Consider the following 24,696-nt stretch of genomic DNA (forward strand, 5'->3'; position numbering starts at 1 on the left):
GCCTGCGCACAACCTGTGGGAGCTGGCTTGCCGGCGATAGGGCCGGCCAAGCAATTACAGCTCGTCAATCCCCAGAAACGCCCGCGCAGTCACATCCCCGGTGAATCGCGCCTGCACGCCCTGCTCGCTGCCATACAAACGCAACGCCAGGCAAAACGGCGTAGCGCCAAGCTCTACCCAGCGCCGCGTCCCAGCCGGCACCACCAGCTGGTCACCTTTCTCGCACAGCACCGAATACACCCAGTCGCCCAACCGCAGGCCAACCTGCGCACGCCCGCTGACCACGGCAAACACCTCGTCGGCATCATGCACATGCTCATCGCGCACATCGGCCTGCACCGGGTCTTCACCGTCGCGGTTCAACACCACGAAGGCCTTGCTGCCGTGTGCAGTCATCAACTGGTCCAGATGCTCACGGCAGGTGTCCAGGACCTCGGCCTCAGCCGTGCCAGGGCGCACCCGCAGGCCATGCTCGCGGTGGGTAAAATGCACGCCCTGCTCGGCCAGGGTTGCGGCGATATCGGCGTGGTGGGTCAGCACCTTGTTCGGCAGTGCCGGGCTGGCGGGGTGGAAAACGCAGAGAATGCTCATCAGGGGCGGGTCCTGGTCGGTTGCGAACAAAGGGCAATGATAACGGCTGCAGCCAAGGCTGCGGCACTGGCCATACCAAAGGTGAAGGTGGGGCCCAGCAGGTTCCAGCTGTAGCCCGAGTACAATGCCCCCAGCGCACCGCCGGTGCCCGACAGCGCCGCGTACAGCGCCTGGCCCTGGCCCTGTTGGCGGGCGCCGAAACTGGCCTGCACGAAAGCGATGCTGGCAGCGTGAAAGCAACCGAAGGTGGCCGCGTGCAGCAGCTGGGCGAAGATCAGTACGGCCGGTTCCTGGGCCAGGTTGCCCAGCAACAACCAACGCAGCGCCGCCAGTAGAAAGCTGACCAGCAATACGCGTTGCACACTGAAGCGCGCGAACAGGCGGCTCATGACCATGAACATCAGCACTTCGGCCACCACCCCCAGCGCCCACAGCAGGCCGATAGCACCGCGGCTGTAGCCCAGGTGCTCCAGGTGCAGAGTAAGGAAGGTGTAATACGGCCCATGGCTGAGCTGCATCAGCGCCACGCAGGCGTAGAACGCGAGCACCCCCGGGGCACGCAACTGCTGCACAAAGCCACCCGCGCCGCTGCGCTCCCCCTGCTCTACCGGCTGGGCGTTTGGCACCCACAGGCTGGCGGCGACGATCCCGGCCATGATCGTGACCAGGGCCACCGGGTAGATGTCCAGGCTCAGCCATTCGAACAGACGGCCCAGGCCAACCACCGTGAGGATGAAGCCGATCGACCCCCACAGGCGCACCTGGCTGTAGCGCGCTGTTTGCCCGTGCAGGTGCGCCAGGGTAATGACCTCGAACTGCGGCAGTACCGCATGCCAGAAGAAGGCGTGCAGGGCCATCACCAGCGCCAGCCAGGCGTAGCTTTTGCCGAAGAAGATCAGGGCGAAGGTGGCCAGGGTAGACAACGCGCCCAGGCGCACGATCAGCAAGCGCTGGCCGGTACGGTCGCCCAGCCAGCCCCACAGGTTGGGGGCGATGCAGCGCATCAGCATGGGAATGGCCACCAGCTCGCCGATGCGCGCCGGGGAGAAACCCAGGTGGTCGAAGTACAGCGCCAGGAAGGGGGCGGTGGAGCCTAACAAGGCGAAGTAGAAGAGGTAGAAGCTGGACAGGCGCCAGTAGGGAATTGCGGGCATGGGTTCAGCCAATCATGTTGTGTCCTGCAGTGCCCTCTTCGCGGGCTTGCCCGCTCCCACTGGGATATCACAGGACCTGAGGGCCGCGTAATACCTGTGGGAGCGGGCAAGCCCGCGAAGGGGCCTGTGCAGGTGAATCAGAGCTGGCCCAGCACCGGGGTAGTCACCTTCACATCGGCATTCTGCGCGCGGTGGCGCAGCAGGTGGTCCATCAGCGCGATGGCCATCATCGCCTCGGCGATCGGCGTGGCGCGGATGCCCACGCACGGGTCGTGGCGGCCTTTGGTGATGACGTCCACCGGGTTGCCGTCGATGTCGATCGAGCGGCCTGGGGTGGTGATGCTGGAAGTCGGCTTCAGCGCCAGGTGGGCAACGATCGGCTGGCCCGAGGAAATGCCGCCCAGGATGCCGCCCGCGTTGTTGCTGAGGAAACCTTCCGGGGTCAGCTCGTCACGGTGCTCGGTACCGCGCTGGGCCACGCTGGCGAAGCCGGCGCCGATTTCTACGCCCTTGACCGCGTTGATGCTCATCAGCGCGTGGGCCAGCTCGGCATCGAGGCGGTCGAAGATCGGTTCGCCCAGGCCCGGCATCACGCCCTCGGCCACCACGGTGATCTTGGCGCCCACAGAGTCCTGGTCACGGCGCAGTTGGTCCATGTACGCCTCCAGCTCCGGCACCTTGTCCGGGTCGGGGCTGAAGAAGGCGTTCTGCTCCACCGACTCCCAGGTCTTGAACGGGATTTCGATCGGGCCCAGCTGGCTCATGTAGCCACGTACGGTGATGCCCTGGGTGGCCAGGTACTTTTTGGCGATTGCACCGGCGGCGACGCGCATGGCGGTTTCGCGGGCCGAGCTGCGGCCACCGCCGCGGTAGTCGCGGATGCCGTACTTGTGGTGGTAGGTGTAGTCGGCGTGGGCCGGGCGGAACAGGTCCTTGATGGCCGAGTAGTCCTTGGACTTCTGGTCGGTGTTGCGGATCAGCAGGCCGATCGAGCAACCGGTGGTGCGGCCTTCGAACACGCCGGAGAGGATTTCTACCTCGTCGGCTTCCTGGCGCTGGGTGGTGTGCCGGCTGGTGCCGGGCTTGCGCCGGTCGAGGTCGTGCTGCAGGTCGGCCAGGGAAATTTCCAGGCCCGGCGGGCATCCATCGACAATGGCGACCAACGCCGGGCCATGGCTTTCGCCAGCGGTGGTGACAGTGAACAGCTTGCCGTAGGTATTACCGGACATGGACGCTCCGCGAGTTCTGCCTGAAATGGACGAAAGCGGCAGTATACAGATGGATTGGTTGTCTGTACTGGCCCTATCGCCGGCAAGCCAGCTCCCACAGGTAATCTACAATGCCTGGGCCTGTGGTAAACCTGTGGGAGCTGGCTTGCCGGCGATGGGGCCGATCCTGCGACACACAGCCCTAGAACCTTCCCGCAAACACTGGGTCAAAGCTGCATCTCCCCATGTAGTACCGCATGATGTCGCGCCTTGTCGCCTTGCTCTTCCTGCTGTGCACCGGCCTGGCCCAGGCTGCCGCCCCCACTGTGCTGCAACGCCCGATCGACCTGGACACCGGCCAAGGCGTGCTGCACGGCAGCCTGCTGCTGCCGCAACAGGCCACCCCGCCGCCGGTGGTGCTGATCATCGCAGGCTCCGGCCCCACCGACCGCGACGGCAACAACCCTGCGTCTGGCCGGGTCGACAACCTCAAGCGCCTGGCCCTGCTACTGGCCAACGAGCACATCGCCAGCGTGCGCTACGACAAGCGTGGGGTGGCTGCCAGCCAGCCGGCCACGCCCGACGAGCGCGACCTCAGCGTGGAGCGCTACGTGGCCGATGTGGTCGCCTGGAGCCACAAGCTGAAGGCCGACCCGCGCTTCGGCCCGCTGATCCTGGTCGGCCATAGCGAAGGCGCGCTGATCGCCACCCTGGCCGCCGAACAGGCCGGCGCCAGCGCGGTGATCACCTTGGCCGGCAGCGGCCGGCCGCTGGCCGACGTACTGCGCGAACAACTGGCCCAGCGCCTGCCCCCGGGGCAACTGGCCGGTGGCAGCGCCCTGCTCGACCGCCTGCAGGCCGGGCAAACCAGCCTGGAAGTACCCGCGCCGCTGCGCCAGGTGTTCCGCCCCAGCGTGCAGCCCTACCTGATCTCGCTGTTCCAGCAAAACCCGGCGGCAGCCTTTGCTCGCCTGCCCATGCCCGCATTGATCGTGCAGGGGCGTAACGACGTGCAGGTGGACGTGACCGACGCCGAACGGCTGAAGGCGGCCAAGCCGGACGCGCAGCTTGTGCTGATCGACGGCATGAACCACATGCTGCGCATCAGCCCCAGGGACATGAGCCAGCAGCGCGACAGCTACCTCAACCCCGAGCTACCGCTGGCGCGCGAGCTGGGTGAGCGAATTGTGACGTTCATCCAGCATTTGCCTTCGGCGTGACGTAAACAGGCTCAGGTCCGTGGCAAGCCTGCCGATACAGCAGGCATAGCCGAGGACAAGCCTGATGACCACCGCCCCCGCCGCCGTAGAGCCGGCCGAACAACCCCAGGAAAACCCTGCCCTGCCTTGGGCCGAGCTGGCCGCCGAACACTTCCAGTTGCTGCGCCTGGCCGCCCTGCCCACCGACCGCAGCACCGGCGCACGGCCGCTGCGCTTTGTGCAGTTCGGCTATGCCGAGCGCCACGACAAGGCCCACAGCCTGCTGCGCATGGAAATCCAGCTGCCCGGGCAAAAGGTGCACAAAGAGCAGAACCGCCTGGATATCCGCGTGGACCATGCCGAGCGCCTGGTGCGCATTGGAAGTGAACATGGCCTGCAACTGGAGCCGGTGAACCGTGGCATCGGCCGCTTCATGCTGGCCCAGGCCGCACAGTGGCTGCAGCGCAAGTGGCCGCACTACCGGGTGCAAGGCATGGCGCTGCCGAGCAAGGATGCCCTGAGCGAGGACTCACGCCTGCGCCGTGACCACTGCTTGCGCGGGGTGGGTATCGAGGTGAAGTACGAGGACGGTCAGCACCTGAAGGGCCGGACCGTGGACATGACCGTAGGCCAGCTGAAGGCCGCCTGGAGCAACGAGCGCCTGCAGCGAGTGGAGGTTCTGGATGCCGCCAACCTGCTGCAGCAGGCAGACCAGCAGTTGCAAGAGATGGAAGGGCAACTGCGCGAGCGCGATGAGCGGGTGGCCAAGTACCACCGCGAAGACAGCGGGCTACGCTTTACCATTACCTGCCTGGTGGCGTTTGCGGTGTTTCAGGCGGGGTTGTTGATCTGGATTGCAACCCGCTGACACCGCGTCGCGGCCATCGCCGGCAAGCCAGCTCCCACAGGATTACCACAGGCTTGAATATTGTGAATAACCTGTAGGAGCTGGCTTGCCGGCGATTGGGCTGCAACGCAGCCCCTCCCGGCCTAAACGCGGGCCTTGAACAATTCCTGATGCTGGCGGCACTGTTCGGCGGTGAGCATGAACACCCCATGCCCGCCACGCTCGAACTCCAGCCAGGCAAAGTCCACCTCGGGGTACAACGCCTCGACATGTACCTGGCTGTTGCCCACTTCAACAATCAGCAGGCCCTTGTCGGTCAGGTGGTCTGCAGCTTCCGCCAGCATGCGCCGTACCAGGTCCAGGCCGTCGTTGCCGCAGGCCAGGCCCAGTTCGGGCTCGTGGTGGTACTCGGCCGGCATGTCGTCGAAGTCTTCGGCATCGACATACGGCGGGTTGGACAGGATCAGGTCGAACCGCTGCCCCGGCAAACCGCCAAAGCCATCGCCCTGCACGGTATACACACGGCCGTCCAGGCCATGGCGCTCGATATTCTGGTTGGCCACTTCAAGGGCCTCGAACGACAGGTCGGCCAGCACCACTTCGGCCTCGGGGAACACGTCGGCCGCGACGATACCGATGCAGCCCGAACCCGTGCACAGGTCAAGAATGCGCGCAGGCTCGCTCGCCAGCCACGGCTCGAAGCGTTTTTCGATCAGCTCGCCAATTGGCGAGCGCGGCACCAGCACACGCTGGTCGACGATAAACGCCATGCCGCAGAACCACGCTTCGCCCAACAGGTAGGCAGCCGGCACCCGCTCTTCGATGCGGCGCTTGAGCAAATGCTGCAGGCGTACCCGCTCGTCGTCCTCGAGCATGCAGTCCAGGTAGCTGTCAGCCACCTCCCAAGGCAGGTGCACGGCACCCAGCACCAGCAGGCGGGCCTCGTCCCAGGCGTTGTCGGCACCGTGGCCGAAGAACAGGTCGTGCTCGTGGAAGCGGCTGACCGCCCAGCGAATGTAGTCGCGCAGCGTGCGCAGACGGGATGTGATCACGGGGTACTCCTAATTCAGACCGGACAAAAGTCTAACAGCCTCACCCGCACATTTGTTCGTTTGCCCTGCCCAATGGCTAGCCACAAGCCAGTAACCATGCCGCTTGCGTTGTCAACCATTCCCATTGGCGTCAAGGCAGGGGACAATAGGTATACAAAAGCCCTTCCAAGGAGCCCTTGATGTCCGTTCCAACCACGATGTTCCGCCTCACTGGCCGCGACTACCCGCCGGCCAAGCTGAGCCACGCCAGCCTGATCATCATCGATGCGCAAAAGGAGTACCTCAGTGGGCCCCTGCAGCTGTCGGGCATGGACGAGGCCGTGGCCAACATCGCCAGGTTGCTCGACGCCGCCCGTAAAAGCGGCCGTCCGATCATCCATGTTCGCCACCTGGGCACTGTTGGTGGCCGCTTCGATCCACAGGGGCCTGCCGGCCAGTTCATTCCGGGGCTGGAGCCGCTGGAAGGTGAAGTGGTCATTGAAAAGCGCATGCCCAACGCATTCAAGAACACCCAGCTGCACGAAACGCTGCAGGCGCTGGGCCATCTTGACCTGATTGTGTGCGGTTTCATGAGCCATTCCAGCGTCAGCACCACCGTGCGCCGCGCCAAGGACTATGGTTACCGGTGCACCCTGGTGGAAGACGCCTCGGCAACCCGCGACCTGGCCTTCAAGGATGGCGTCATCCCGGCCGCGCAGATTCACCAGTGCGAAATGGCCGTGATGGCCGACAACTTCGCTTGCGTGGCCCCCACCGCCAGCCTGATCTGAGCGGCTGGGCACGACCGCCCGGCAGCCGGGCGGAACCCGATGGGTGGCAGCAGGTCGAATTCCGGATATCCACAGAGGAGAGCGGAATGAAGCTTAAAGGCAGTTTCGACGCCAAGCGCCTGCGCCCGCGCCAGCCGCGCAACTGGGGCGCCCGCCTGGCGGCCGGCCTGTCGGCGCTGCTGGCGACCCTGGGCGTGCTGCTGGCCATGGCCGGCGTCGCCGGCCTGCTGGGCAACTACCCTGCCCTGCAGGAACTCAATGCCAACAAGCCATTGGCCAGTATCCTTACCGGGGCTGGCTTGTTGCTGCTGTGGCTGGGCGTGCGCTTCTGGCGGCGCAGCCGCATTCGCTTGCGCCGCGGGCGGGAACTGAACCTGTCGCCGCACCTGATGAAAAAGCACGACTGATGATTTTATGTCGCCTGTGCGGGCCTCTTCGCGGGTAAACCCGCTCCCACAGGGATATCACTGGACCTGCGGGCAGCGGTGTACCTGTGGGAGCTGGCTTGCCGGCGATAGGGCCCGCACAGGCTGCACATGGCCCCACAGTCGCGTAAACTACGCCGCCCACGTGGAGGCATCATGCAAGACGACGATTTTTCCCTGTTCAAGGCCGAAGTGCGCGGCGTAAAGCCGATCCGCCACGACCGCGCCGAAGTCGGCAAGCCCAAGGCCGACCGCCAGAAGCTGGCTGGCCTGCGCCAGGCCGCGACCGTGCGCAGTGACAAGGCCCTGGTAATCGACGGCATGTCCGACCAGTTCGTCATCGACGTCGGCGCCGAAGACGAGCTTATGTGGCGCCGCGACGGCGTGCAGGAAGGCCAGCTGCGCAAGCTGAAGCTGGGCCAGATTCCGTTCGAGGGCAGCCTCGACCTGCACGGCATGACCGTGGAAAAGGCCCGCGAAACCCTGTGGGATTTCATCGCCGAAGCCACCAAGCTGGAAGTGCGCTGCGTGCGGGTTACCCACGGCAAGGCCGCACGCCTGGACGGCAAGCGCCCGATGATCAAGAGCCACGTCAACACCTGGCTGCGTCAGCACCCGCAAGTGCTCGGTTTTGCCTCGTGCAGCGCCCGCCACGGCGGCACCGGCGCGGTGTATGTGATGCTCAAGCGAACCATGCTCGAAGGCCGCGACGAGTAACGCCGCGCTTGCAGCGCCGCCCTCACCGCCGTAACCTTCGTTTTTGCGATTTTTTCCCACAGGTAGATCCATGTCCCTGGAACAGAACTACACCGAGATCCTCAGCCAGATTGGCGAGGACGTCTCCCGTGAGGGCCTGCTCGACACGCCCAAGCGGGCTGCAAAGGCCATGAAGTACCTTTGCCGCGGTTATGAGCAAACACTGGAAGAAGTCACCAACAACGCTTTGTTCAGCTCTGACAACAGCGAAATGGTGCTGGTCCGGGACATCGAGCTGTATTCGATGTGCGAACACCACATGCTGCCGTTCATCGGCAAGGCACACGTGGCCTACCTGCCCAAGGGCAAGGTACTGGGCCTGTCGAAGGTAGCGCGCATCGTCGACATGTATGCCCGCCGCCTGCAGATCCAGGAAAACCTCAGCCGCCAGATCGCCGACGCCGTGCAGCAGGTAACCGGTGCCGCCGGTGTGGCCGTGGTGGTCGAGGCCAAGCACATGTGCATGATGATGCGCGGTGTCGAAAAGCAGAACTCGACCATGATCACCTCGGTGATGCTGGGTGAGTTCCGCGAAAACGCCGCCACCCGCAGCGAGTTCCTCAGCCTGATCAAGTGATTGGCTGCTGACCCCAAGCCGACCCTGCCGGGTCGGCTTTTGCATTTCAGGAGTTGCCCATGATCGTCAAAGCCCTGCGGGTTGGCCTCGGTCAGCTCATCGTGTTCGGTGACTGGATCAGCCGCCCGGCCAAGCGCAAGCGCGACGCCGCAGCCCAGGCCCGCGTCGAACAAGCGGCCAAGGGCCTGGCGCTGTACCAGTTCCATGCCTGCCCGTTCTGCGTCAAGACCCGCCGTACCCTGCACCGCCTGAACGTGCCGGTAGCGCTGCGCGATGCAAAGAACGACCCGGTGCACCGCCAGGCCCTGCAGGAAGGTGGCGGCCGGGTGAAAGTGCCGTGCCTGCGCATTGAAGAAGCTGGCAAGGTGACCTGGATGTATGAGTCCAAAGCCATCATCGCCTACCTGGATGAGCGGTTTGCGTCGGCCTGACAGATTCTAGTCATCCTGTGCCGGCCCTATCGCCGGCAAGCCAGCTCCCACAGGGACCCCACAATATTCAGCCCTGTGATTAACCTGTGGGAGCTGGCTTGCCGGCGATAGGGCCGGTAAAGGAAGAAGATCAACCCACCATCGGCACATGCCGCGGGTGGCTGCTGACTCGCTCCAGCCAGGCCCGCACCGCCGGGTAATCGGCCAGGTCGAACCCGCCCTGCTGCGCCACATGGGTGTAGGCATACAACGCCACATCGGCAATCGAGTACTGCTCACCCACCAGGTAGGGCGTCATCTGCAGTTGCCGCTCCATCACCCTCAGCGCCTTGTAGCCGCCCTTGTGCAGCTTGCGGTACTCCTCTACCCGTTCATCCGGCAGCCCCAGGTAAAACTGGATGAAGCGCGCCACGGCAATGTACGGCTCATGGCTGTACTGCTCGAAGAACTGCCACTGCAACACCTGCGTGCGCAAGCGCGGTTCGCTGGGCAGGAACGCGCTGCCATCGGCCAGGAAGTTGAGAATGGCATTGGACTCCCACAAGTAGCTGCCGTCTTCCAGCTCTAGCACAGGCACCTTGCCGTTGGGGTTCATCGCCAGAAACTCGGGCGTTTCGGTCTCGCCCTTGAGGATGTCCACCGGGTGCCATTCATACGGCCTGCCCAGCAGGCTCAACATCAGCTTGACCTTGTAGCAGTTGCCCGACTGGTAGTCGCCATAGACCTTGTACATCGCCCCTCCCCTCCCAAGCAGTTTCGCAATTGCGCCCAATAGTTGGCGACTGTACGGCTAAAAGCAATGGCCGCTGTATGGCAAGGATCAATCTTGCGCGCTGTAGTCTGAAAAAACTGCTTACACCTTTACAAGGACTTTGTTCATGACCGATGCCACTTCCGCACGCCTGCGGCCCCTGGCAGACACATCCCCGTCGGCTGTGGTCGCCGGCTTCATTGCCATGCTCACCGGCTATACCAGTTCGCTGGTGCTGATGTTCCAGGCCGGCCAGGCAGCCGGGCTGACCACCGCGCAGATCTCGTCGTGGATCTGGGCGCTGTCGATCGGCATGGCGGTATGCAGCATCGGCCTGTCGCTGCGCTACCGCACCCCCATCACCATCGCCTGGTCTACCCCCGGCGCCGCCTTGCTGATCACCAGCCTGGGCGGGGTGAGCTATGGCGAGGCCATTGGTGCCTACATCACCTGTGCCGTGCTGGTGCTCATCTGCGGCCTTACGGGCAGCTTCGAGCGCCTGGTCAAGCGTATACCGGCCTCGCTGGCCTCGGCGTTGCTGGCGGGCATCCTGTTCAAGATCGGTAGCGAAATTTTTGTGGCGGCGCAGCACCGCACATTGCTGGTGCTGGGCATGTTCTTCAGCTACCTGCTGGTCAAGCGCCTGTCGCCGCGTTACTGCGTGCTGGCCGCGCTGTTGGTGGGCACGGCATTGTCCGGCGCCCTGGGCCTGCTGGACTTCAGCGGCTTCCACCTGGAAGTGGCCAAGCCGGTGTGGACCACACCGAGCTTTTCGCTGGCGGCCACCATCAGCATTGGCATTCCGCTGTTCGTGGTGGCCATGACCTCGCAGAACATGCCTGGCGTAGCCGTGCTGCGTGCCGACGGCTACCAGGTGCCGGCCTCGCCGCTGATATCGGCCACCGGCTTTGCCTCATTGCTGCTGGCGCCATTCGGTTCGCACGGGGTCAACCTGGCGGCGATCAGCGCGGCGATCTGCACCGGGCCGCACGCCCACGAAGACCCGAGCAAACGCTACACCGCCGCGGTGTGGTGCGGGATTTTCTACGGCATCGCCGGGGTGTTCGGGGCGACGTTGGCGGCGCTGTTTGCCGCATTGCCCAAAGAGCTGGTGCTGTCGATTGCCGCGCTGGCGCTGTTTGGTTCGATCATGAACGGGCTGACCGTGGCCATGAGCGAAGCGCGCGAGCGTGAAGCGGCGGTGATTACCTTCATGGTGACGGCGTCGGGGCTTACGTTGTTCTCGATTGGCTCGGCGTTCTGGGGGATTGTGGCGGGGGTGCTGGCCTTGATGATCCTCAACCCGCGCAAGGCCTGAGTTATTTATTGCCTGTACTGGCCCCTTCGCGGGTAAACCCGCTCCCACAGGTATAGCGCTGTTCTCAAGCCAGTGATATCCCTGTGGGAGCGGGTTTACCCGCGAAGAGGCCGGTACAGGCGACAGATACTCATGGCCAGGCTCACAACCTGAAATGCCCCACCATCCCCTTCAAATCGGTACCCAACTGCGCCAGCTCCACACTCGACCGGGCATTATCCTGCATCGCCAGCGCGGCCTGGTCCGCACTGCCGCGGATCTGCGTGACACTGCGGCTGATCTCTTCCGCCACCGAGCTCTGCTGCTCGGCCGCCGCGGCAATCTGCTGGTTCATCTGCTGGATCAATGACACCGCAGCCGCAATGCTGCCCAGCGCGCTCTCGGTGTGCAGCGCATCAGCCACCGCCAACCGGACCAGCTCGGTACTGCCACGGATCTGCGCCACCGACTGCTGGGCGTTGCCGCGCAAGCTGGCAACCAGTACCTCGATCTGCTCGGTAGACTGCCGGGTACGCCGCGCCAACGCACGCACCTCGTCGGCCACCACCGCAAAACCACGCCCCTGCTCGCCAGCGCGGGCGGCCTCGATGGCGGCGTTCAGCGCCAGCAGGTTGGTCTGCTCGGCCACGCTCTTGATCACCTCCAGCACGTCGCCAATGGTGTGGATTTCGGCACTGAGGCTGTCGATACCGGCGCTGGCCGTTTCCGCCGCCGCCGCCAACTGCTCGATGCGCTGCATGCTCTGACGCACCACCTGTTGCCCCGACCCGACCTTGTCGTCCGCCGCCTGGGCCGCCTGCGCCGCCTGCTCGGCATTGCGCGCCACATCGTGCACGGTGGCAGTCATCTGCTGCATGGCGGTGGCCACCTGCTCGGTTTCCTCCTTCTGGCTGCCCACCTCACGGTTGGTCTGCTCGGTGACTGCCGATAATGCCTGGGCGTTGCCCGCCAGTTGTTCGATGCCTTGCTGCAAGCCGCTGACAATGCCCGAAAGGCCCGCCGCCATCTGCTGCATGGCCTGCATCAACTGCCCCACCTCGTCACGCCGCGGGGCCTGTGCATCAAAGCCAAGCTCGCCAGCGGCAATGCGCTGGGCGCGGGCAATCACATGCTTGAGTGGGCCCACCACCGCGCGGGTAATCAGCCAAGCGGCCAGCACACCCACCAGCAGCGCCAGGCCGGTGGCCAGGGCAATGGCCACGGCATTGCGTTGCAGTTCGCCCTGCAGGGCCTGCTGCTGCCCCAGGTAGGCCTGGTCGACCCTGCCGGTGACCTGCTCGGCACTGGCCTGCAACTGGGCTTTGAGCCCCTGCTCACGGGCTAGCTGGTCGGTGTATTCGTTGAGTTTTTCCGAGAAACTGCCAATGTGCCCTGCCACTTCGCCCAGCACGCTCTGGTAGCCGGCATCACTGACCGCGCCCTGCAACTGGCCAACCAGGCTGGCGGCCTCTACCGTCTGGGCAATGCGCGCCTGGCTTACACCCTCTTCGCCCTTGCGGCTTTTTTCCAGGCGTACCCGCGCTTCGTCCATGGCCTGCAACATCAGCCGCGACACCTGCGCCACCTGTGCAGCCTGCTCAAGAAACTCGCCCCCCTGCTGGCCCTGGGACTGCTTGAGGGTATACACGCCGTCATCGGCCAGGCCGGCCTGCAGCACATCCAGGTTATTGGCGACGCTGGACACCGACCAGCTGGCCATGTCCAGCGCCAGCTCCTTGGCCTGCACCGCCGCTACAAAAGCCTCGAACGCCTGGCCGTAGGCAGCCAGGTCGGTTTCGGCCGCCGCCAATGCCGGCAGGCCACGGGCGCGCTCGGCCAGGCCCTGCACACCACTGCGCAAGGCCTCGGCCTGCTGGATGTCAGAGCGCAGGGCAAATGCCTGCTCATGCTGACGCAAGCGCAGCAGGTCGGTATTGAACTGTGCCAGTTGGCGCAAACTGTCGAAGCGCTGGCCAACGCTGTGCAGTGCGGCGATACCGATGGCCGCCACCGCCAGGGTCAGCACCAGCACCAAGGCAAAGCCCAGGCCGAGTTTGCGGGCCATGCCCAGGTTGGCCAGCACACTGTGCTTGCTCGCGCCCATCGCCGATTCCCCTTCTGCTTGCGAGGTTATCCCGAAGGCCAAGGGTGGCAACGTTGCCCGCCGATGAACAAGGGGCTGGCGTCAGAATAGTGTCAAATAGCTATGGCTTGTCGCTTTTAGCTGCATTGAGGTCGGTTTTGATCACCGCGGCGTCCGCCAGCATCAAGCCAATAATGTTAGTTCAGTACTGCACCACGCCAGGCCCTCGGCCCAATCAAATTGAAGCAAGCTCACCCGCAAGTTATTCCAATAACACATTTATATAAACGACTTTGACGCCATAATTTTTACGCCAAGAGTGGGGCAAGAAAAAATATTAAATGGCCACTATTCAATTTAAAAACAGCGCTATCGTGATCGGTAACTGGCCCGCTTCGGACCCGTCGTGCCCTCTGGAGCCTTTTCATGAAAACAGCCCTGTTGACTGTTGTGGTTTCCCCGTTGCTGCTGGTTACGCTGCCCTTGGTGGGCCATGCCGCAACTTCCACTGCACCGTTATTGAGCATTGGTGTTCAAGGAAGTTACACACAGTTGGAATTGAACGGGCGTGACAATGAAAACGACGACATGCCAGAAGGCGGGCTATTCATAAACTTCGGCAACAAGATGACGGCAATAGAAGGCCCAATTTACCAGGCAGAAGCCAGCGGCATGTACTCGAAAAAACAGAACCAGAAGCTCAAGGACGGCCAGGCCGACCTGGACCTGGGCTGGCGCCTGGCACTGAGCGAACGCCATTCCGTCGACCTGCTGCTGGGTGCCGGCTATAAATGGAACCGCCTGCAACCCAATACCAGCCGCTATGACGTGGACCTGACCAACCGCACGCCGTTCGGCAAAATTGCGGCGGGCTACAATTACCGTTTCAATAATGCCACCTTGCGTTTCGAAGCCGGTATTCGCCATGTTATCAACGGTGATTCGCAACTGGAAATACATGGCATCAGCCGTGAAGACGTCGACCTGAACGATACCAACAACCCGTTTGCCGAACTTAGCGTGCTGTTCAACCAGGACGGCGCAGTGCCAATACTCGCTTCGCTTTACTTCAGCCGCTACAACTATGAACTGGACGGGCAGTTTGTGATGGCTGACGCCGACGAACAAACCCGCGATGAGTATGGCCTTAAAGTAGGCATCAGCTTTTAACCGGGCTGCCGGGTAACTGCCCGGCCTGTTCCAGAAAGGCTTGGGCGCGGGCATCCTGCCCATAGGCGACGTTGATGCGCAGCCAGTCACTGTTGGCGCCTTGGTAATCGAAGGCACTGCCGGGGGTAAGCAACACGGCATGCGCCAGCGCCAGGCGCTCCAGGCTGTTGAAGCCCTGCCCCGGCATGCGCGCCCAGACGAACATGCCGCCATACGGCTCGCAGAACACTTGCCAGCCCCATTGTTCCAGCTGCCGCAGCAAGCGGGCCATGTGCTGGCCCAGGCGCACACGCAGGCGCTGCGCACTCTTGCGGTAACTGCCATTGGCCAGCATTTGCCCCACGACCTGCTCCGCAAAACGCGACGTGCCAATGCCGCTGACCATCTTCAGCTCGGCCAGGCGCGCCAGCAGCGCAGGCTCGGCGACCAGGTAGCCAACCCGCAACGAGCTGCTGAGGGTTTTCGAGAAGCTGCCCATGTAGATCACACGTCGCTCGCTGTCGAGGGTGGCCAGGCGCGTAGCCGGGCCCTCCTGGAAGTCGGCGTAGATATCGTCCTCGATAATGCGCAGGTTGTGCTCACGGGCCAGCTCCAGCAGGCGGTAGGCCACCTTGGGCGTGAGGCTGGTGCCAGTGGGGTTGTGGTACAGGCTGTTGATGAACAGGCAGCGCGGCTGGTGCGTGGCCAGCAGGGCCTCGAGGGCGGCCAGGTCCGGCCCCTGCGCGGTACGAGGTACCGGCAGCATGTGCACCTGGTGCTGGCGCAGCAGGTTGTACAGGTTGTAGTAACCGGGGTTTTCCACCAGCACCGTGTCGCCCGGGCGCAGCAGGGTGCGTACCAGCAGGTCGAGGCCATGGCTGGCGCCGTGCGTGGTGAGGATGCTCTCCAGGCCGGCGGCAATGCCCAGTTGCGCCAGGCGCTTGTGCAACTGCTGGCGCAGGCTGGCCAGGCCCAGGGGTGGGCAGTAGTCGAACAGGTCTTGCGGGGTGCCGCGGCTCACCTGCCGCACCGCGTGGGCCAGCTCGGTTGCAGCGCGCCAACTGCTGGGCAGCCAGCCGCAGCCCAGCTTCAGCAACTCGTCATGGCCCTCGCGAAACTGCCGCCAGTTGCCGTCGCCAGCCTCACCCCAGGGTTGCGTATCGTCTATCGCCGGCCCGGGCTTGCGCTCGGCGACGAAAAACCCAGTGCCGTGGCGGGCCTCCAGCCAGCCGCTGGCGACCAGGCGGTCGTAGGCCTCGATAACACAGGAAGCGCTGACCGCCTGGCTGCGGGCCAGCGCGCGGATCGATGGCAGGCGGGCGCCGGGGCGCAGGCGTTGCTGGTCGATCCAGGCTTGCAGGTGGTGGGTGAGTTGCTGCACCAACGGGGTGGTGCTGGTGCGGTCGAGGGGAAAGTGCATGGGCCAGGTGTTCGCAAATTTTGAGCGAACAGTTAAGCATAAATGGAGTGATGGTGTGTATGGCAGGGGGAATGGGCTGGCATCAGAGTGAGCAGGCCCGGCCCTTTCGCGGGTAAACCCGCTCCCACAGGCTTCGCACTGCACTCGCGGCTGTGGTGATCCTGTGGGAGCGGGTTTACCCGCGAAAGGGCCGGTACAACCACTAGAGAAACCAGGACACTACCATGCCCTCCGCCCCGGCCCGCTTGGCCTTCGCCCTTTGCCTGATTACCCTGGCCGTCAACCTGCAGGCCCCGCTGTACATCACCTACGCCGACCTTTCTGGCCAGGGCGCCGCTGCCACCGCGGTGGCCTTCTCTGGCTATGTGCTGGGCGTGCTCCCTGTGCTGCTGGCCTTGGGCGGCCTGGCCGACCGGGTCGGGCGCCGGCCACTGATCGTGGCGGCCCTCGCCCTGTCGATGGTCGCCACCGTGCTGATGCTGCTGGCCCCTAGCCTGCAAACGCTGGGCCTGGCGCGGCTGTTCCTGGGCCTGGGCACCGGGCTGGCCTCGGCCACGGCCACCGCCTACATGGGCGAACTGATGGGCGGCGAGCACACCACCCGCTCGGCCAACTGGGTCACCGCCAGCACCTCGCTGGGCTTCGGCCTGGGGGCAGCACTGACCAGCCTGTTCCTGCTACGCGGCCCCAGCCTCACCCCAGGCAGCTTCCACCTGCACCTGCTGTTGGCGGCCCTGGCCATCGTGCTGGTATGGCGCCTGCCCGACCCGCGCCCAGCCCAGCGCAGCCCTATGCTGCGCCTGCCCTGCTACCCGCGTGGCAGCGTGGTCTATGGCCTGGCCATTTTGCTGGCGTGGGCCTGCGTGGGGCTGGTGATTGCCTTGCTGCCAGGCATTCTGCGCCAGCATGGCCTTAGCGCCTGGTCAGGGTTTTCCACCTTCTGCGTCATCAGCTGCGGGCTACTGTTCCAGCCCATGGCCCGGCGCATGAGTAGCCGCACGGCCACATTGCTGGGGCTGCTGATACTGCCGTGCAGCTATGCGGTGCTGGCCTGGGGCGCGAACAGCGGGCAGTTGAGTGCGGTGTTGCTGGGTGCGGTGGCGGCCAGCAGTGCGTGCTACGGGTTTATCTACCTGGGCGGGCTGGCCGCGGTAAACCAGCTGGCCGGCAGCGAGAAAACACGGGCCAGTGCCGGGTTCTTTCTGCTGGCCTACCTGGGGTTCAGCTTGCCGGTAATCTTTACCGGTTTGCTGAGTGACCGGTTGGGGTCACAGGTGGCGCTGCTGGTGTTTGGCGGGGTGTTGGTGGTGGGCTGTGCAGCGGTGGGGCTGGCATTGTGGTGGGCTGGCAGGGCCCTATCGCCGGCAAGCCAGCTCCCACAGGGTTCGCGTTAACTTCAGGTACCCGCGGGCTCTGTGGGAGCTGGCTTGCCGGCGATAGGGCCAGCACAGGCAGTCTGAGTTCGCTCAGATCGCCGTGGCCCCGCCATCCACCGTCAGGCAATGCCCGGTGGTAAACGCCGCGCCATCGCTGCACAGGTACAGCACGGCGCTGGCAATTTCCTCAACCTTGCCAATGCGCCCCACCGGGTGCATGGCGGCGGCGAACTCGGCCTTGCGTGGGTCGGCCTCGTAGGCGCGGCGGAACATGTCGGTGTCGATCACCGCCGGGCACACCGCATTCACGCGGATGCCCTTCTTGGCGTATTCGATGGCCGCCGACTTGGTCAGGCCAATCACCGCGTGCTTGGAGGCGCTGTAGATACTCATCTTCGGCGCCGCCCCCAGCCCCGCTACCGACGCGGTATTGACGATCGCCCCACCGCCTTGAGCCAGCAGCAAGGGCAGCTGGTACTTCATGCACAACCACACGCCCTTCACGTTCACGCCCATGATGGCATCAAACTGCGCCTCGCTGCCTTCGGCCAGGCGGTGTTGTTCTATCTCGATGCCGGCGTTGTTGAAGGCATAGTCCAGCCGGCCAAAGGCGGCGATCAGGCGCTCGTGCAACTGGCGCACCTCGCCGTCGCGGGTAACGTCACAGGCAATGAACACAGCCTCGCCACCTGCGGCGTTAATCTGCGCCACCGTCGCCTCGCCGCCCAGCGGGTCGAGGTCGGCCACCACCACCTTCAGGCCCTCGCGGGCGAACGCCAGGGCCGTTGCCCGGCCTATGCCGGCAGCGCCGCCGGTGACCAGCGCTACCTGGCCGGAAAAGGTCATGCTCATTGCGTGCTCCTGAGGGGATGGTGGGATTCAGAGCATAGTCAGCCACCGCCTGGCCGGGCAGCATCATCACACCAACGGTTGGGCTACCATGCTTGTCAGTGATGTTAACGACCTGCCTACATCAACAAGGTAGATTGAACGCCTAGCCTCTTCCACTGCCCACAAGGACCCCTCCATGACTCAGACCAACCGCCGCTTCCTGCTCGCCAAACGCCCGGTCGGCGCCGTGCGCCGTGATGACTTCACCTTCGAAAGCGTGCCCGCCGAACAACCTGGCGAAGGCCAGGTGCTGGTGCGCAACCTGTACCTGTCGCTGGACCCGGCCATGCGCGGCTGGATGAACGAAGGCAAATCCTACATCCCCCCCGTCGGCCTGGGCCAGGTGATGCGGGCACTGGGCGTGGGCGAAGTGGTTGCCTCCAACCACCCGGCTTTCAAACCGGGCGACCACGTGAGCGGCGCCCTTGGCGTACAGGACTACTTCACCGGCGAGCCCCAGGGCCTGCACAAGATCGACCCCAACCTGGCGCCCCTGCCACGCTACCTGTCGGCACTGGGCATGACCGGCATGACCGCCTACTTCGCCCTGCTGGAAGTTGGCCAGCCCAAGGCCGGTGAAACCGTGGTCATCTCCGGCGCGGCCGGTGCGGTGGGCAGCATTGTCGGGCAAATTGCCAAGGTCAAAGGCTGCCGCGTGGTCGGCATTGCCGGCGGCGCCGAGAAGTGCCAGTACCTGAAAGATGAACTGGGCTTTGACGGCGTGATCGACTACAAGGCCGAAGACGTGCTGGCCGGCCTGAAGCGCGAATGCCCCAAAGGTGTGGACGTTTATTTTGACAACGTGGGCGGCGACATCCTCGATGCCGTGCTGACGCGCATCAACTTCAAGGCCCGCATCGTGATTTGCGGCGCGATCAGCCAGTACAACAACAAGGAAGCGGTAAAAGGCCCGGCCAACTACCTGTCGCTGCTGGTGAACCGTGCCCGCATGGAAGGGTTTGTGGTGATGGACCATGCCAAGGACTACGGCAAGGCCGCGCTGGAGATGGCCGGGTGGCTGGCCAGTGGGCAGGTGAAGAGCAAGGAGGATGTGGTGGAGGGGCTGGAGACGTTCCCCGAGACGCTGCTGAAGCTGTTCAACGGGGAGAATTTTGGCAAGTTGGTGCTGAAAGTCTAAACCTGGAAGGCTTGCACAGCCCCCTGTAGGCACGACCATGTGTCGCGAAAGGGCCGCAGAGCGGCCCTCAGGATTTCAGCGGCGGTGCAGATATCGCCGGGGCTGCCGCGCAGCCCTTTCGCGGCACAAGGCCGCTCCTACCAGGGGCCGTGTCAGGCTATTTACGCACGGATTTCTGCAACCACCGCCGCCAGCGCTTGCGACGGGTTTGCGGCCTGGCTGATCGGCCGGCCGATCACCAGGTAGTCCGAACCCGCATCCAGTGCCTGGCGCGGGGTGAGGATGCGGCGCTGGTCATCCTGCGCGCTACCCGCCGGGCGAATGCCCGGGGTTACCAGTTGCAGCGAGGGGTGCGCCGCCTTCAGCGCCGGGGCCTCCAGCGCCGAGCACACCAAACCGTCCATGCCCGCCTTTTGCGCCAGCGCCGCCAGGCGCAGCACCTGCTCTTGCGGGTCGACATCCAGGCCAATGCCGGCCAGGTCTTCACGTTCCATGCTGGTCAGCACGGTCACGCCAATCAGCAAAGGCTGCGGGCCGCTGCGCTTGGCCAGCTCTTCACGGCAGGCGGCCATCATGCGCAGGCCACCGGAGCAATGCACGTTCACCATCCACACCCCCATCTCGGCGGCAGCCTTTACCGCCATGGCCGTGGTGTTGGGGATGTCGTGGAACTTGAGGTCCAGGAACACTTCGAAGCCCTTGTCGCACAGGGTTTCGACAATGCCCGAAGCGCTGCTGGTGAACAGCTCCTTGCCAACCTTCACCCGGCACAGCGCGGGGTCTAGCTGGTCAGCCAGCTTCAGGGCGGCCTCACGGGTAGGGAAATCCAGGGCGACGATCAGGGGCGTCTGGCAGGCGGACATGGGCAGGGTCTCTTGGCAAGTCGAAAACGGCGCGCATTGTAAACGAAGTGACGCAGGCTTTGGGGCCCGCGGGTCACCGAATTGCCCGGCAATCGTGGCTCACATGCAACGGCACATCACTCACCGCCCCTGCCACACAGAGAACAGCGCCCCTGTGTGAGCAACTGCCTCACACAAAACCAAAAAGCTGGCGCGATCACCGCAACAACTGCCTTGCACAGCACCTAAACGCTAGCGCGATCACTGTGGGAGCGGGCTTGCCCCGCGAACACGGGCGCAGCCCGTGCCATCCCCCGCGCAGCATGCTCCGCAAGCAGGCGCCACCAACCCCCTGTTATCACCGCAATCTCCACAAGGACCCCGACAAGCCCGCCGCCTGCGCGATCTCCTATAATTGAACCAACGGAACGGGTAATCGCTCAAATTTCGTACTAGCTTCACCCATGGCCCGATCAAAGGAGAACGACAATGCCCTGGTATGCCTGGCTGATACTTATCATAGCCCTCGGGTCCATCGTCGGCGGGTTGATGATGCTGCGCGACACGGCAAAAAAACTGCCGCTCACCGATGAGCAACTGCGCAAGGTACATGAGCGCAATGCCGAGGCGGACGCCAAAGACGCCCAAGACCGCTAGAACGCCCAGCCCTCAAGTGGTCATTATGCGAACGGCCTTGCCCCGCGAAGCAGGCAAGGCTGTGCCTTTCCAGGCAGGGTAAAGGCAGGGCCAGGGCAGCGCCCCAGCCCCTGCCCTATTATTCCACCATCACCTTGTCCCGATTACGTTCCAGCAACGCATTGCCTATCCCCTTTATCTCCAGCAGCTCATCCACCGAAGCAAACAGCCCATTGGCTTCGCGGTAGGCCACGATAGCCTCCGCCTTGGCCTTGCCAATGCCGTTCAGCTCCTTTTGCAGGGTCAGTGCATCCGCCGTGTTCAAGTCCAGCCTCGGCGCCTGCTGTGCCTGTACCTGGGCCACCACCGGCACAGGTTCGGCCACTGCCGTGGCGCTGGCCGGGGCGGCGCTAATGGAGAAAGACAAACTGGCGAACAGCGGCAGCAGCAGGTACGACAGAACGTTATTGCGCATGGTCAACACTCCTTGGATTGGTCATTTTTGCAGCCGTTTTCCTTCGGCTGCGCAACCAACCCTAGCGGCTAACCCGGCAGCAAAACACCCAACAACCCCCGCGAATGGTTACCGGATCGGTCAGCAAAACGGTCAGCTTCGCCCACCCACCAACAGCGGCCGTTCCCCCCGGTCGGCCAGGGCCCTGTGTCTGTAGCCAGATCCGCGTTTACCCCGTAGCCCCTGCCCACCAACGCCCGGTCATTCTCCTACACCACCCGCCGAACAAGGCCCGCCCGTGAACTGCCCTCCCCCGGCCGCACACCCAATCGGGCTTGCGTCGCACCGCGCCAGACGCGTCAGACTTTCCTGAAACCTTGCCCCCGCCTCTTCAGTTGGGAGCAACAAGCGAACTATCCTACACGCCAGTCAGAAGCAGCTGAATTGTCGGGGAAATGCCCCAGGGATAACTTCACCGGGTCGCCCTCTTGGGGACCGGGTGTGAGAACCCGTTGTGCACTGCTGCTCTACTGTTCATTGGCAGCCATTCGCGGGCAAGCTTCGGCTTGGCCGGTTTTTCAGTGCATCGGTTTCTCACCCCGCGCAATGGCTGCCACCTTTTTCCGTGAGAAAGATCGAGGTGGTGGGTTCTGTCTACGCACTGGAATCTCACCATGAAAAACAATGACCACTCTCCCATCCTTACCGCAGGCATCGAAACCTTCCTCGAAGCCGGCAACCCCACCCTGGACCTGCTCCGCGTCCAGCCCGGCGTCCCCGTCGATGATGCCTATGAACACGTCTCGGTCCTGCTGGGCTACTGCAAGCACCTGGTGCGCGAAGGCGACATGGAAGACGACCACAAAATGCTGGGCGCAGCCGATTACCTGCTGGCCATGGCCAAAGCCTTGATGAATGACATCGAGATAGCGAAGAACAAGCGCCATTGATGGCGCTATTCCCAGCCCCGGCGAGGCTGCGCGGCGCTTGCCGCGAGATGGGGTAGGCAATGTCGGTGGGAGTTTTGTGCAAGCAGGCTTTGTGAGGAGTCAACGTTAAGGCAGCAGGTTTGCCCCACGAACTTACGAAAACAGCCTCGCCCCGCAAACTGGTAGGCGCGGGCTTGCCCCGCGAACACCGGCACAGCCGGTGCCATCCCCCACAGCACTACAAAGCATCACCGCGCCCCTGCAGTCCGCCCTTCAAATCACTGTCCGCGGATAAACACTGATAAAGGCCGAAATAGCAATCGCATCCCCATCATCAACTTTCACCCGCGGGCTCTGCCCCGAGCGTTTGATATCGGTTGCAAACTCAGCCGTCTTGAACGCCTGCTCCAGCTCGTCACTGCCCGTACCGGCATAGACAACCACTTGGGTCCCGGTATTTTGCTTCTGCAGTTGCAGCTGTTTGATCTGTACCTGTACGCCTGCCTTGGTCAGCGCAACGGCAATCTCCTTGGCAAAGCGAACAGCTTCCTTGTCATCCTTGTGGATATTCAGTAATACCACCGGTGCCAGCGTCTTAGCCTTCAACTCGCCCGCCAATGCCTTGAAGGCGTCATGCGCCTGCGGCGTCAGCGCCCTGGGCTTAAGGCTGGCCTCCAGCTTGAGCCGCTCGGCCCTTTCGCGCTCCAGTTCGGCCCTTAGAGCGTCGTTCTGCTCCATGAGCTGCTCGATCTCCAGCTGAGCCTGCACGTCCGACTCATTGACGACCGTAACCGCCTGTGGGGCCCGCGCAACGATCACTTCGGGATGCTGGTTTTTCACATCCGAGGTCATATGGGCAAGGATCATTGCACTCGCCGCGATCAAGGCCGCGATTACCGCAGTGGCAGAGGCTATGGCATGGATAAGGCTGGCTGTGTCTGCTGAAATATCAGGCATAAACAACTTCTTGACGTTGTGGATGTTCATCGTTTCACGGTCAGGCAGGCGTGCCGGGCGGGTGCCCCGGTACGGGTACAAGGCGAGCCACAAGGCTAGCGAGGCCTGGCAGAGTGCCATAATTTTGCGGATTTTGCTGAAAAACACAAAGATTCCACGACTGATGTCGCATCTTACTATGCGCGCTGCATTACGCCCGCTTCGTATGCCGCCATCTCTCATTTGCGCCACACACCTAGGGCAGCGGGTGCAGCTGGCTTACCTTCAACCCGCGTCAGCCATCAGCCAATTTAGTCACCGCAGTAAATTCAGAAAAACCTTACGGCCGAGCGCGGCATCAGGCCTATCGGGGTTTCGCACAGCGCTTGTCCAGCACCATGTACCCAGAGTGCCTCAATACAAGTTAGGCCAGCGCCTCCTTTATCCAGCTCTCGCTGACTCTCTGATAGCGGGACTTATCGGTAAAGCCGGTACACCATAGAAAGACATACCAAATTCGGGGGTTGATTGCGCTAAACCTAGTCACCCGCCGTACGTCACCAGAAATCGCATAGACCTCCCTAGGAAAACTGCACGAAAATAGAAGGTAATGTGGCACCTCCGCTCCGACATATATTCCATCATAGGAATGCAGGTGGGTATCGTACAACATGAAGCTTTTGGACTTATTTTCCTCCAGAAACGCTCGCATATGGGGATTCAGTGAGTACGGTTTGACCAGGCAATTAGAAAAAGCTGCTTTTTCGCCAACGTTATGCAGCAACCACGCCTTACCGGCGATCACTCTATGGACGCCTCGCAGAACGTGATATCGCGTTCCGTACCGCGCCATCTTAAGCTCGCCTGCGCTGTTTTCCGGTGGAAAATCCAAGTTTCGCATCGAGCTTCTAAAATAGCTGAGGACGTTCGGCTGCCAATTATGGCCGCGCAGATTGGCGACTGCATTGCGCCACGTCATGCCCACAGCGCGAAAACTATTGCGATGGGTTACTGACTTGATCTGGGAAAGCGGCACATCTTCATAGGTCTCCGCCCCACCGCGTGCGTCAAAGAAAGCGTCGTACATCGCCTCGTTTAGAGTGAGCAAATACTCATCCAACAGTTTACTTTCGCACTCAACCGCGCTCCTTTTTATTTCATCAATCACTTGCATAACTGACCTCGCTTTAACAATTCACTCCTCTACTTAACAACATAACAAGGCCGCATGAACAAGGTAAAGCTCCTTGAGCCTAGGTTGTCCATCTCAAGCAGCCGTAGACCTCATCTGTAGCACACACACCAATTATCCCCTCAGGCTGGCAATCTCTGGCGATCTGCTGTATCTATGACGCCCTTTCGACCCAGGGAGAAGACAGTGGAGTGGTTCGAGTCGCTTTTTTTGCAAATGTGTAGCCATGTGCTGACCCAAACCAAGATGGCAAATCGCCGCGGCCTCACTGGGGCATTGAACATGGACACTACTGCAACCCATGACCTGGTAGAGAGTTACCAGCGTAATGTGGCGGTAGCGTTCAGCCCGGCAGAGCTGAAAGCGCATCTTTCACAAGGTGCGAACTGCGTGGTGTTGATAATAGTGAAAGAGCATCAATTCCAGAATTACTTGACTGATATTAATCGTCAGCAAGAGGTGGTCTTGAGTGCCACCTTGCGTACGGAAGCCCGATCTACCGATTACGCCAACTACCATGTGGACATCGCGATCATCCGGCCCACCTCGTCAGGCCCAATGGATATAGCTCACTAAAACGTCGCGCTCCCAG

General features: G+C 62.9%; 26 protein-coding genes and 1 pseudogene. 14 read left to right on the forward strand and 13 right to left on the reverse strand.

Annotation, left to right across the window (positions count from 1 at the left end; all coding sequences use genetic code 11):
- Positions 1–54: 54 nt before the first annotated feature.
- From JOY50_RS15785 to aroC, 3 genes are all read right to left on the reverse strand, one after another.
- Positions 55–591 (reverse strand): oxidase, encoded by a 537-nt coding sequence (locus JOY50_RS15785; protein WP_028614192.1) that lies wholly within the window; start codon positions 589–591, stop codon positions 55–57.
- A complete protein-coding gene (locus JOY50_RS15790) occupies positions 591–1,745 on the reverse strand; it encodes an MFS transporter (protein WP_132844684.1) in 1,155 nt (384 codons plus the stop codon). The genes JOY50_RS15785 and JOY50_RS15790 overlap by 1 nt, the downstream gene beginning before the upstream one ends.
- Before the next feature lie 137 nt (positions 1,746–1,882).
- Complete coding sequence (aroC, locus tag JOY50_RS15795; RefSeq protein ID WP_132844682.1) at positions 1,883–2,974, reverse strand: chorismate synthase; 1,092 nt, start codon at positions 2,972–2,974, stop codon at positions 1,883–1,885.
- A 236-nt stretch (positions 2,975–3,210) separates the two neighbouring features.
- Here aroC and JOY50_RS15800 point away from each other — a divergent pair, with 236 nt between their 5' ends.
- Positions 3,211–4,173, forward strand: a complete 963-nt coding sequence (locus JOY50_RS15800; RefSeq protein ID WP_132844679.1) for an alpha/beta hydrolase — start codon at positions 3,211–3,213, stop codon at positions 4,171–4,173.
- Positions 4,174–4,237: 64 nt separating this feature from the next.
- Positions 4,238–5,020 (forward strand): hypothetical protein, encoded by a 783-nt coding sequence (locus JOY50_RS15805; RefSeq protein ID WP_243055485.1) that lies wholly within the window; start codon positions 4,238–4,240, stop codon positions 5,018–5,020.
- Positions 5,021–5,142: 122 nt separating this feature from the next.
- Here JOY50_RS15805 and prmB read toward each other — a convergent pair whose 3' ends face one another.
- Positions 5,143–6,051, reverse strand: coding sequence for a 50S ribosomal protein L3 N(5)-glutamine methyltransferase (gene prmB / locus JOY50_RS15810; RefSeq protein WP_019471463.1), 909 nt, complete (start codon positions 6,049–6,051; stop codon positions 5,143–5,145).
- 179 nt (positions 6,052–6,230) lie between these two features.
- On the opposite strand from prmB, the gene JOY50_RS15815 reads away from it, so the two are divergent.
- The 5 genes from JOY50_RS15815 to JOY50_RS15835 all read left to right on the forward strand — a co-directional run bounded on the left by JOY50_RS15815 (position 6,231) and on the right by JOY50_RS15835 (position 9,010).
- Positions 6,231–6,821, forward strand: a complete 591-nt coding sequence (locus tag JOY50_RS15815; protein WP_019471462.1) for a cysteine hydrolase family protein — start codon at positions 6,231–6,233, stop codon at positions 6,819–6,821.
- A gap of 86 nt (positions 6,822–6,907) precedes the next feature.
- Entirely contained in the window at positions 6,908–7,228 is a 321-nt protein-coding gene (locus JOY50_RS15820) for a hypothetical protein (protein WP_019471461.1), read from the forward strand.
- 174 nt (positions 7,229–7,402) lie between these two features.
- Positions 7,403–7,963, forward strand: coding sequence for a Smr/MutS family protein (locus JOY50_RS15825; RefSeq protein WP_010952859.1), 561 nt, complete (start codon positions 7,403–7,405; stop codon positions 7,961–7,963).
- A gap of 70 nt (positions 7,964–8,033) precedes the next feature.
- A complete protein-coding gene (folE, locus tag JOY50_RS15830) occupies positions 8,034–8,579 on the forward strand; it encodes a GTP cyclohydrolase I FolE (RefSeq protein WP_019473978.1) in 546 nt (181 codons plus the stop codon).
- A 59-nt stretch (positions 8,580–8,638) separates the two neighbouring features.
- On the forward strand, positions 8,639–9,010 hold the full coding sequence (locus JOY50_RS15835; RefSeq protein ID WP_019473979.1) for a glutaredoxin: 372 nt from the start codon (positions 8,639–8,641) through the stop codon (positions 9,008–9,010).
- Between the two features lie 130 nt (positions 9,011–9,140).
- Here JOY50_RS15835 and JOY50_RS15840 read toward each other — a convergent pair whose 3' ends face one another.
- On the reverse strand, positions 9,141–9,743 hold the full coding sequence (locus JOY50_RS15840; RefSeq protein WP_132844675.1) for a glutathione S-transferase family protein: 603 nt from the start codon (positions 9,741–9,743) through the stop codon (positions 9,141–9,143).
- A 145-nt stretch (positions 9,744–9,888) separates the two neighbouring features.
- Here JOY50_RS15840 and JOY50_RS15845 point away from each other — a divergent pair, with 145 nt between their 5' ends.
- On the forward strand, positions 9,889–11,079 hold the full coding sequence (locus JOY50_RS15845; RefSeq protein WP_019471938.1) for a benzoate/H(+) symporter BenE family transporter: 1,191 nt from the start codon (positions 9,889–9,891) through the stop codon (positions 11,077–11,079).
- 142 nt (positions 11,080–11,221) lie between these two features.
- Here the strand turns inward: JOY50_RS15845 and JOY50_RS29290 are convergent, their stop codons facing one another.
- On the reverse strand, positions 11,222–12,103 hold the full coding sequence (locus tag JOY50_RS29290; protein WP_403012941.1) for a methyl-accepting chemotaxis protein: 882 nt from the start codon (positions 12,101–12,103) through the stop codon (positions 11,222–11,224).
- A gap of 27 nt (positions 12,104–12,130) precedes the next feature.
- Positions 12,131–13,162, reverse strand: a pseudogene (locus JOY50_RS29295) (methyl-accepting chemotaxis protein); the annotation flags it as partial.
- Between the two features lie 405 nt (positions 13,163–13,567).
- On the opposite strand from JOY50_RS29295, the gene JOY50_RS15855 reads away from it, so the two are divergent.
- Positions 13,568–14,311, forward strand: coding sequence for an outer membrane beta-barrel protein (locus tag JOY50_RS15855; protein WP_138736947.1), 744 nt, complete (start codon positions 13,568–13,570; stop codon positions 14,309–14,311).
- On the opposite strand, the gene JOY50_RS15860 is transcribed toward JOY50_RS15855, so the two are convergent.
- Complete coding sequence (locus JOY50_RS15860) at positions 14,301–15,710, reverse strand: PLP-dependent aminotransferase family protein (protein ID WP_243055487.1); 1,410 nt, start codon at positions 15,708–15,710, stop codon at positions 14,301–14,303. The genes JOY50_RS15855 and JOY50_RS15860 overlap by 11 nt on opposite strands.
- Before the next feature lie 224 nt (positions 15,711–15,934).
- On the opposite strand from JOY50_RS15860, the gene JOY50_RS15865 reads away from it, so the two are divergent.
- Positions 15,935–17,104 (forward strand): MFS transporter, encoded by a 1,170-nt coding sequence (locus JOY50_RS15865; protein WP_243055488.1) that lies wholly within the window; start codon positions 15,935–15,937, stop codon positions 17,102–17,104.
- 72 nt (positions 17,105–17,176) lie between these two features.
- On the opposite strand, the gene JOY50_RS15870 is transcribed toward JOY50_RS15865, so the two are convergent.
- Positions 17,177–17,938, reverse strand: coding sequence for an SDR family oxidoreductase (locus JOY50_RS15870; RefSeq protein ID WP_138736949.1), 762 nt, complete (start codon positions 17,936–17,938; stop codon positions 17,177–17,179).
- A gap of 175 nt (positions 17,939–18,113) precedes the next feature.
- Between JOY50_RS15870 and JOY50_RS15875 the strand changes: the two genes are divergently transcribed.
- Complete coding sequence (locus JOY50_RS15875; protein ID WP_138736950.1) at positions 18,114–19,115, forward strand: NADP-dependent oxidoreductase; 1,002 nt, start codon at positions 18,114–18,116, stop codon at positions 19,113–19,115.
- 161 nt (positions 19,116–19,276) lie between these two features.
- Here the strand turns inward: JOY50_RS15875 and pyrF are convergent, their stop codons facing one another.
- Complete coding sequence (pyrF, locus tag JOY50_RS15880; RefSeq protein WP_138736951.1) at positions 19,277–19,978, reverse strand: orotidine-5'-phosphate decarboxylase; 702 nt, start codon at positions 19,976–19,978, stop codon at positions 19,277–19,279.
- Positions 19,979–20,446: 468 nt separating this feature from the next.
- Between pyrF and JOY50_RS15885 the strand changes: the two genes are divergently transcribed.
- Positions 20,447–20,614, forward strand: coding sequence for a DUF2897 family protein (locus tag JOY50_RS15885; protein ID WP_016500979.1), 168 nt, complete (start codon positions 20,447–20,449; stop codon positions 20,612–20,614).
- A gap of 118 nt (positions 20,615–20,732) precedes the next feature.
- On the opposite strand, the gene JOY50_RS15890 is transcribed toward JOY50_RS15885, so the two are convergent.
- Positions 20,733–21,068 carry a ComEA family DNA-binding protein gene (locus JOY50_RS15890; protein ID WP_243055489.1) on the reverse strand — a complete coding sequence of 112 codons (336 nt, stop codon included), beginning with the start codon at positions 21,066–21,068 and terminating at the stop codon, positions 20,733–20,735.
- A 653-nt stretch (positions 21,069–21,721) separates the two neighbouring features.
- Here JOY50_RS15890 and JOY50_RS15895 point away from each other — a divergent pair.
- Positions 21,722–21,997, forward strand: coding sequence for a DUF3077 domain-containing protein (locus JOY50_RS15895; protein WP_132844662.1), 276 nt, complete (start codon positions 21,722–21,724; stop codon positions 21,995–21,997).
- 252 nt (positions 21,998–22,249) lie between these two features.
- On the opposite strand, the gene JOY50_RS15900 is transcribed toward JOY50_RS15895, so the two are convergent.
- Together JOY50_RS15900 and JOY50_RS15905 are read right to left on the reverse strand one after the other, a co-directional pair.
- Positions 22,250–23,080: a hypothetical protein gene (locus JOY50_RS15900; protein WP_243055490.1), complete on the reverse strand. Its 831-nt coding sequence runs from the start codon at positions 23,078–23,080 to the stop codon at positions 22,250–22,252.
- Positions 23,081–23,336: 256 nt separating this feature from the next.
- Positions 23,337–24,086 carry a hypothetical protein gene (locus JOY50_RS15905; RefSeq protein WP_243055491.1) on the reverse strand — a complete coding sequence of 250 codons (750 nt, stop codon included), beginning with the start codon at positions 24,084–24,086 and terminating at the stop codon, positions 23,337–23,339.
- A gap of 204 nt (positions 24,087–24,290) precedes the next feature.
- On the opposite strand from JOY50_RS15905, the gene JOY50_RS15910 reads away from it, so the two are divergent.
- Positions 24,291–24,680, forward strand: coding sequence for a hypothetical protein (locus tag JOY50_RS15910; RefSeq protein WP_243055492.1), 390 nt, complete (start codon positions 24,291–24,293; stop codon positions 24,678–24,680).
- Positions 24,681–24,696: the final 16 nt, after the last annotated feature.

The sequence above is a fragment of the Pseudomonas sp. BP01 genome (assembly GCF_022760795.1).
GTDB lineage: Bacteria > Pseudomonadota > Gammaproteobacteria > Pseudomonadales > Pseudomonadaceae > Aquipseudomonas > Aquipseudomonas putida_Q.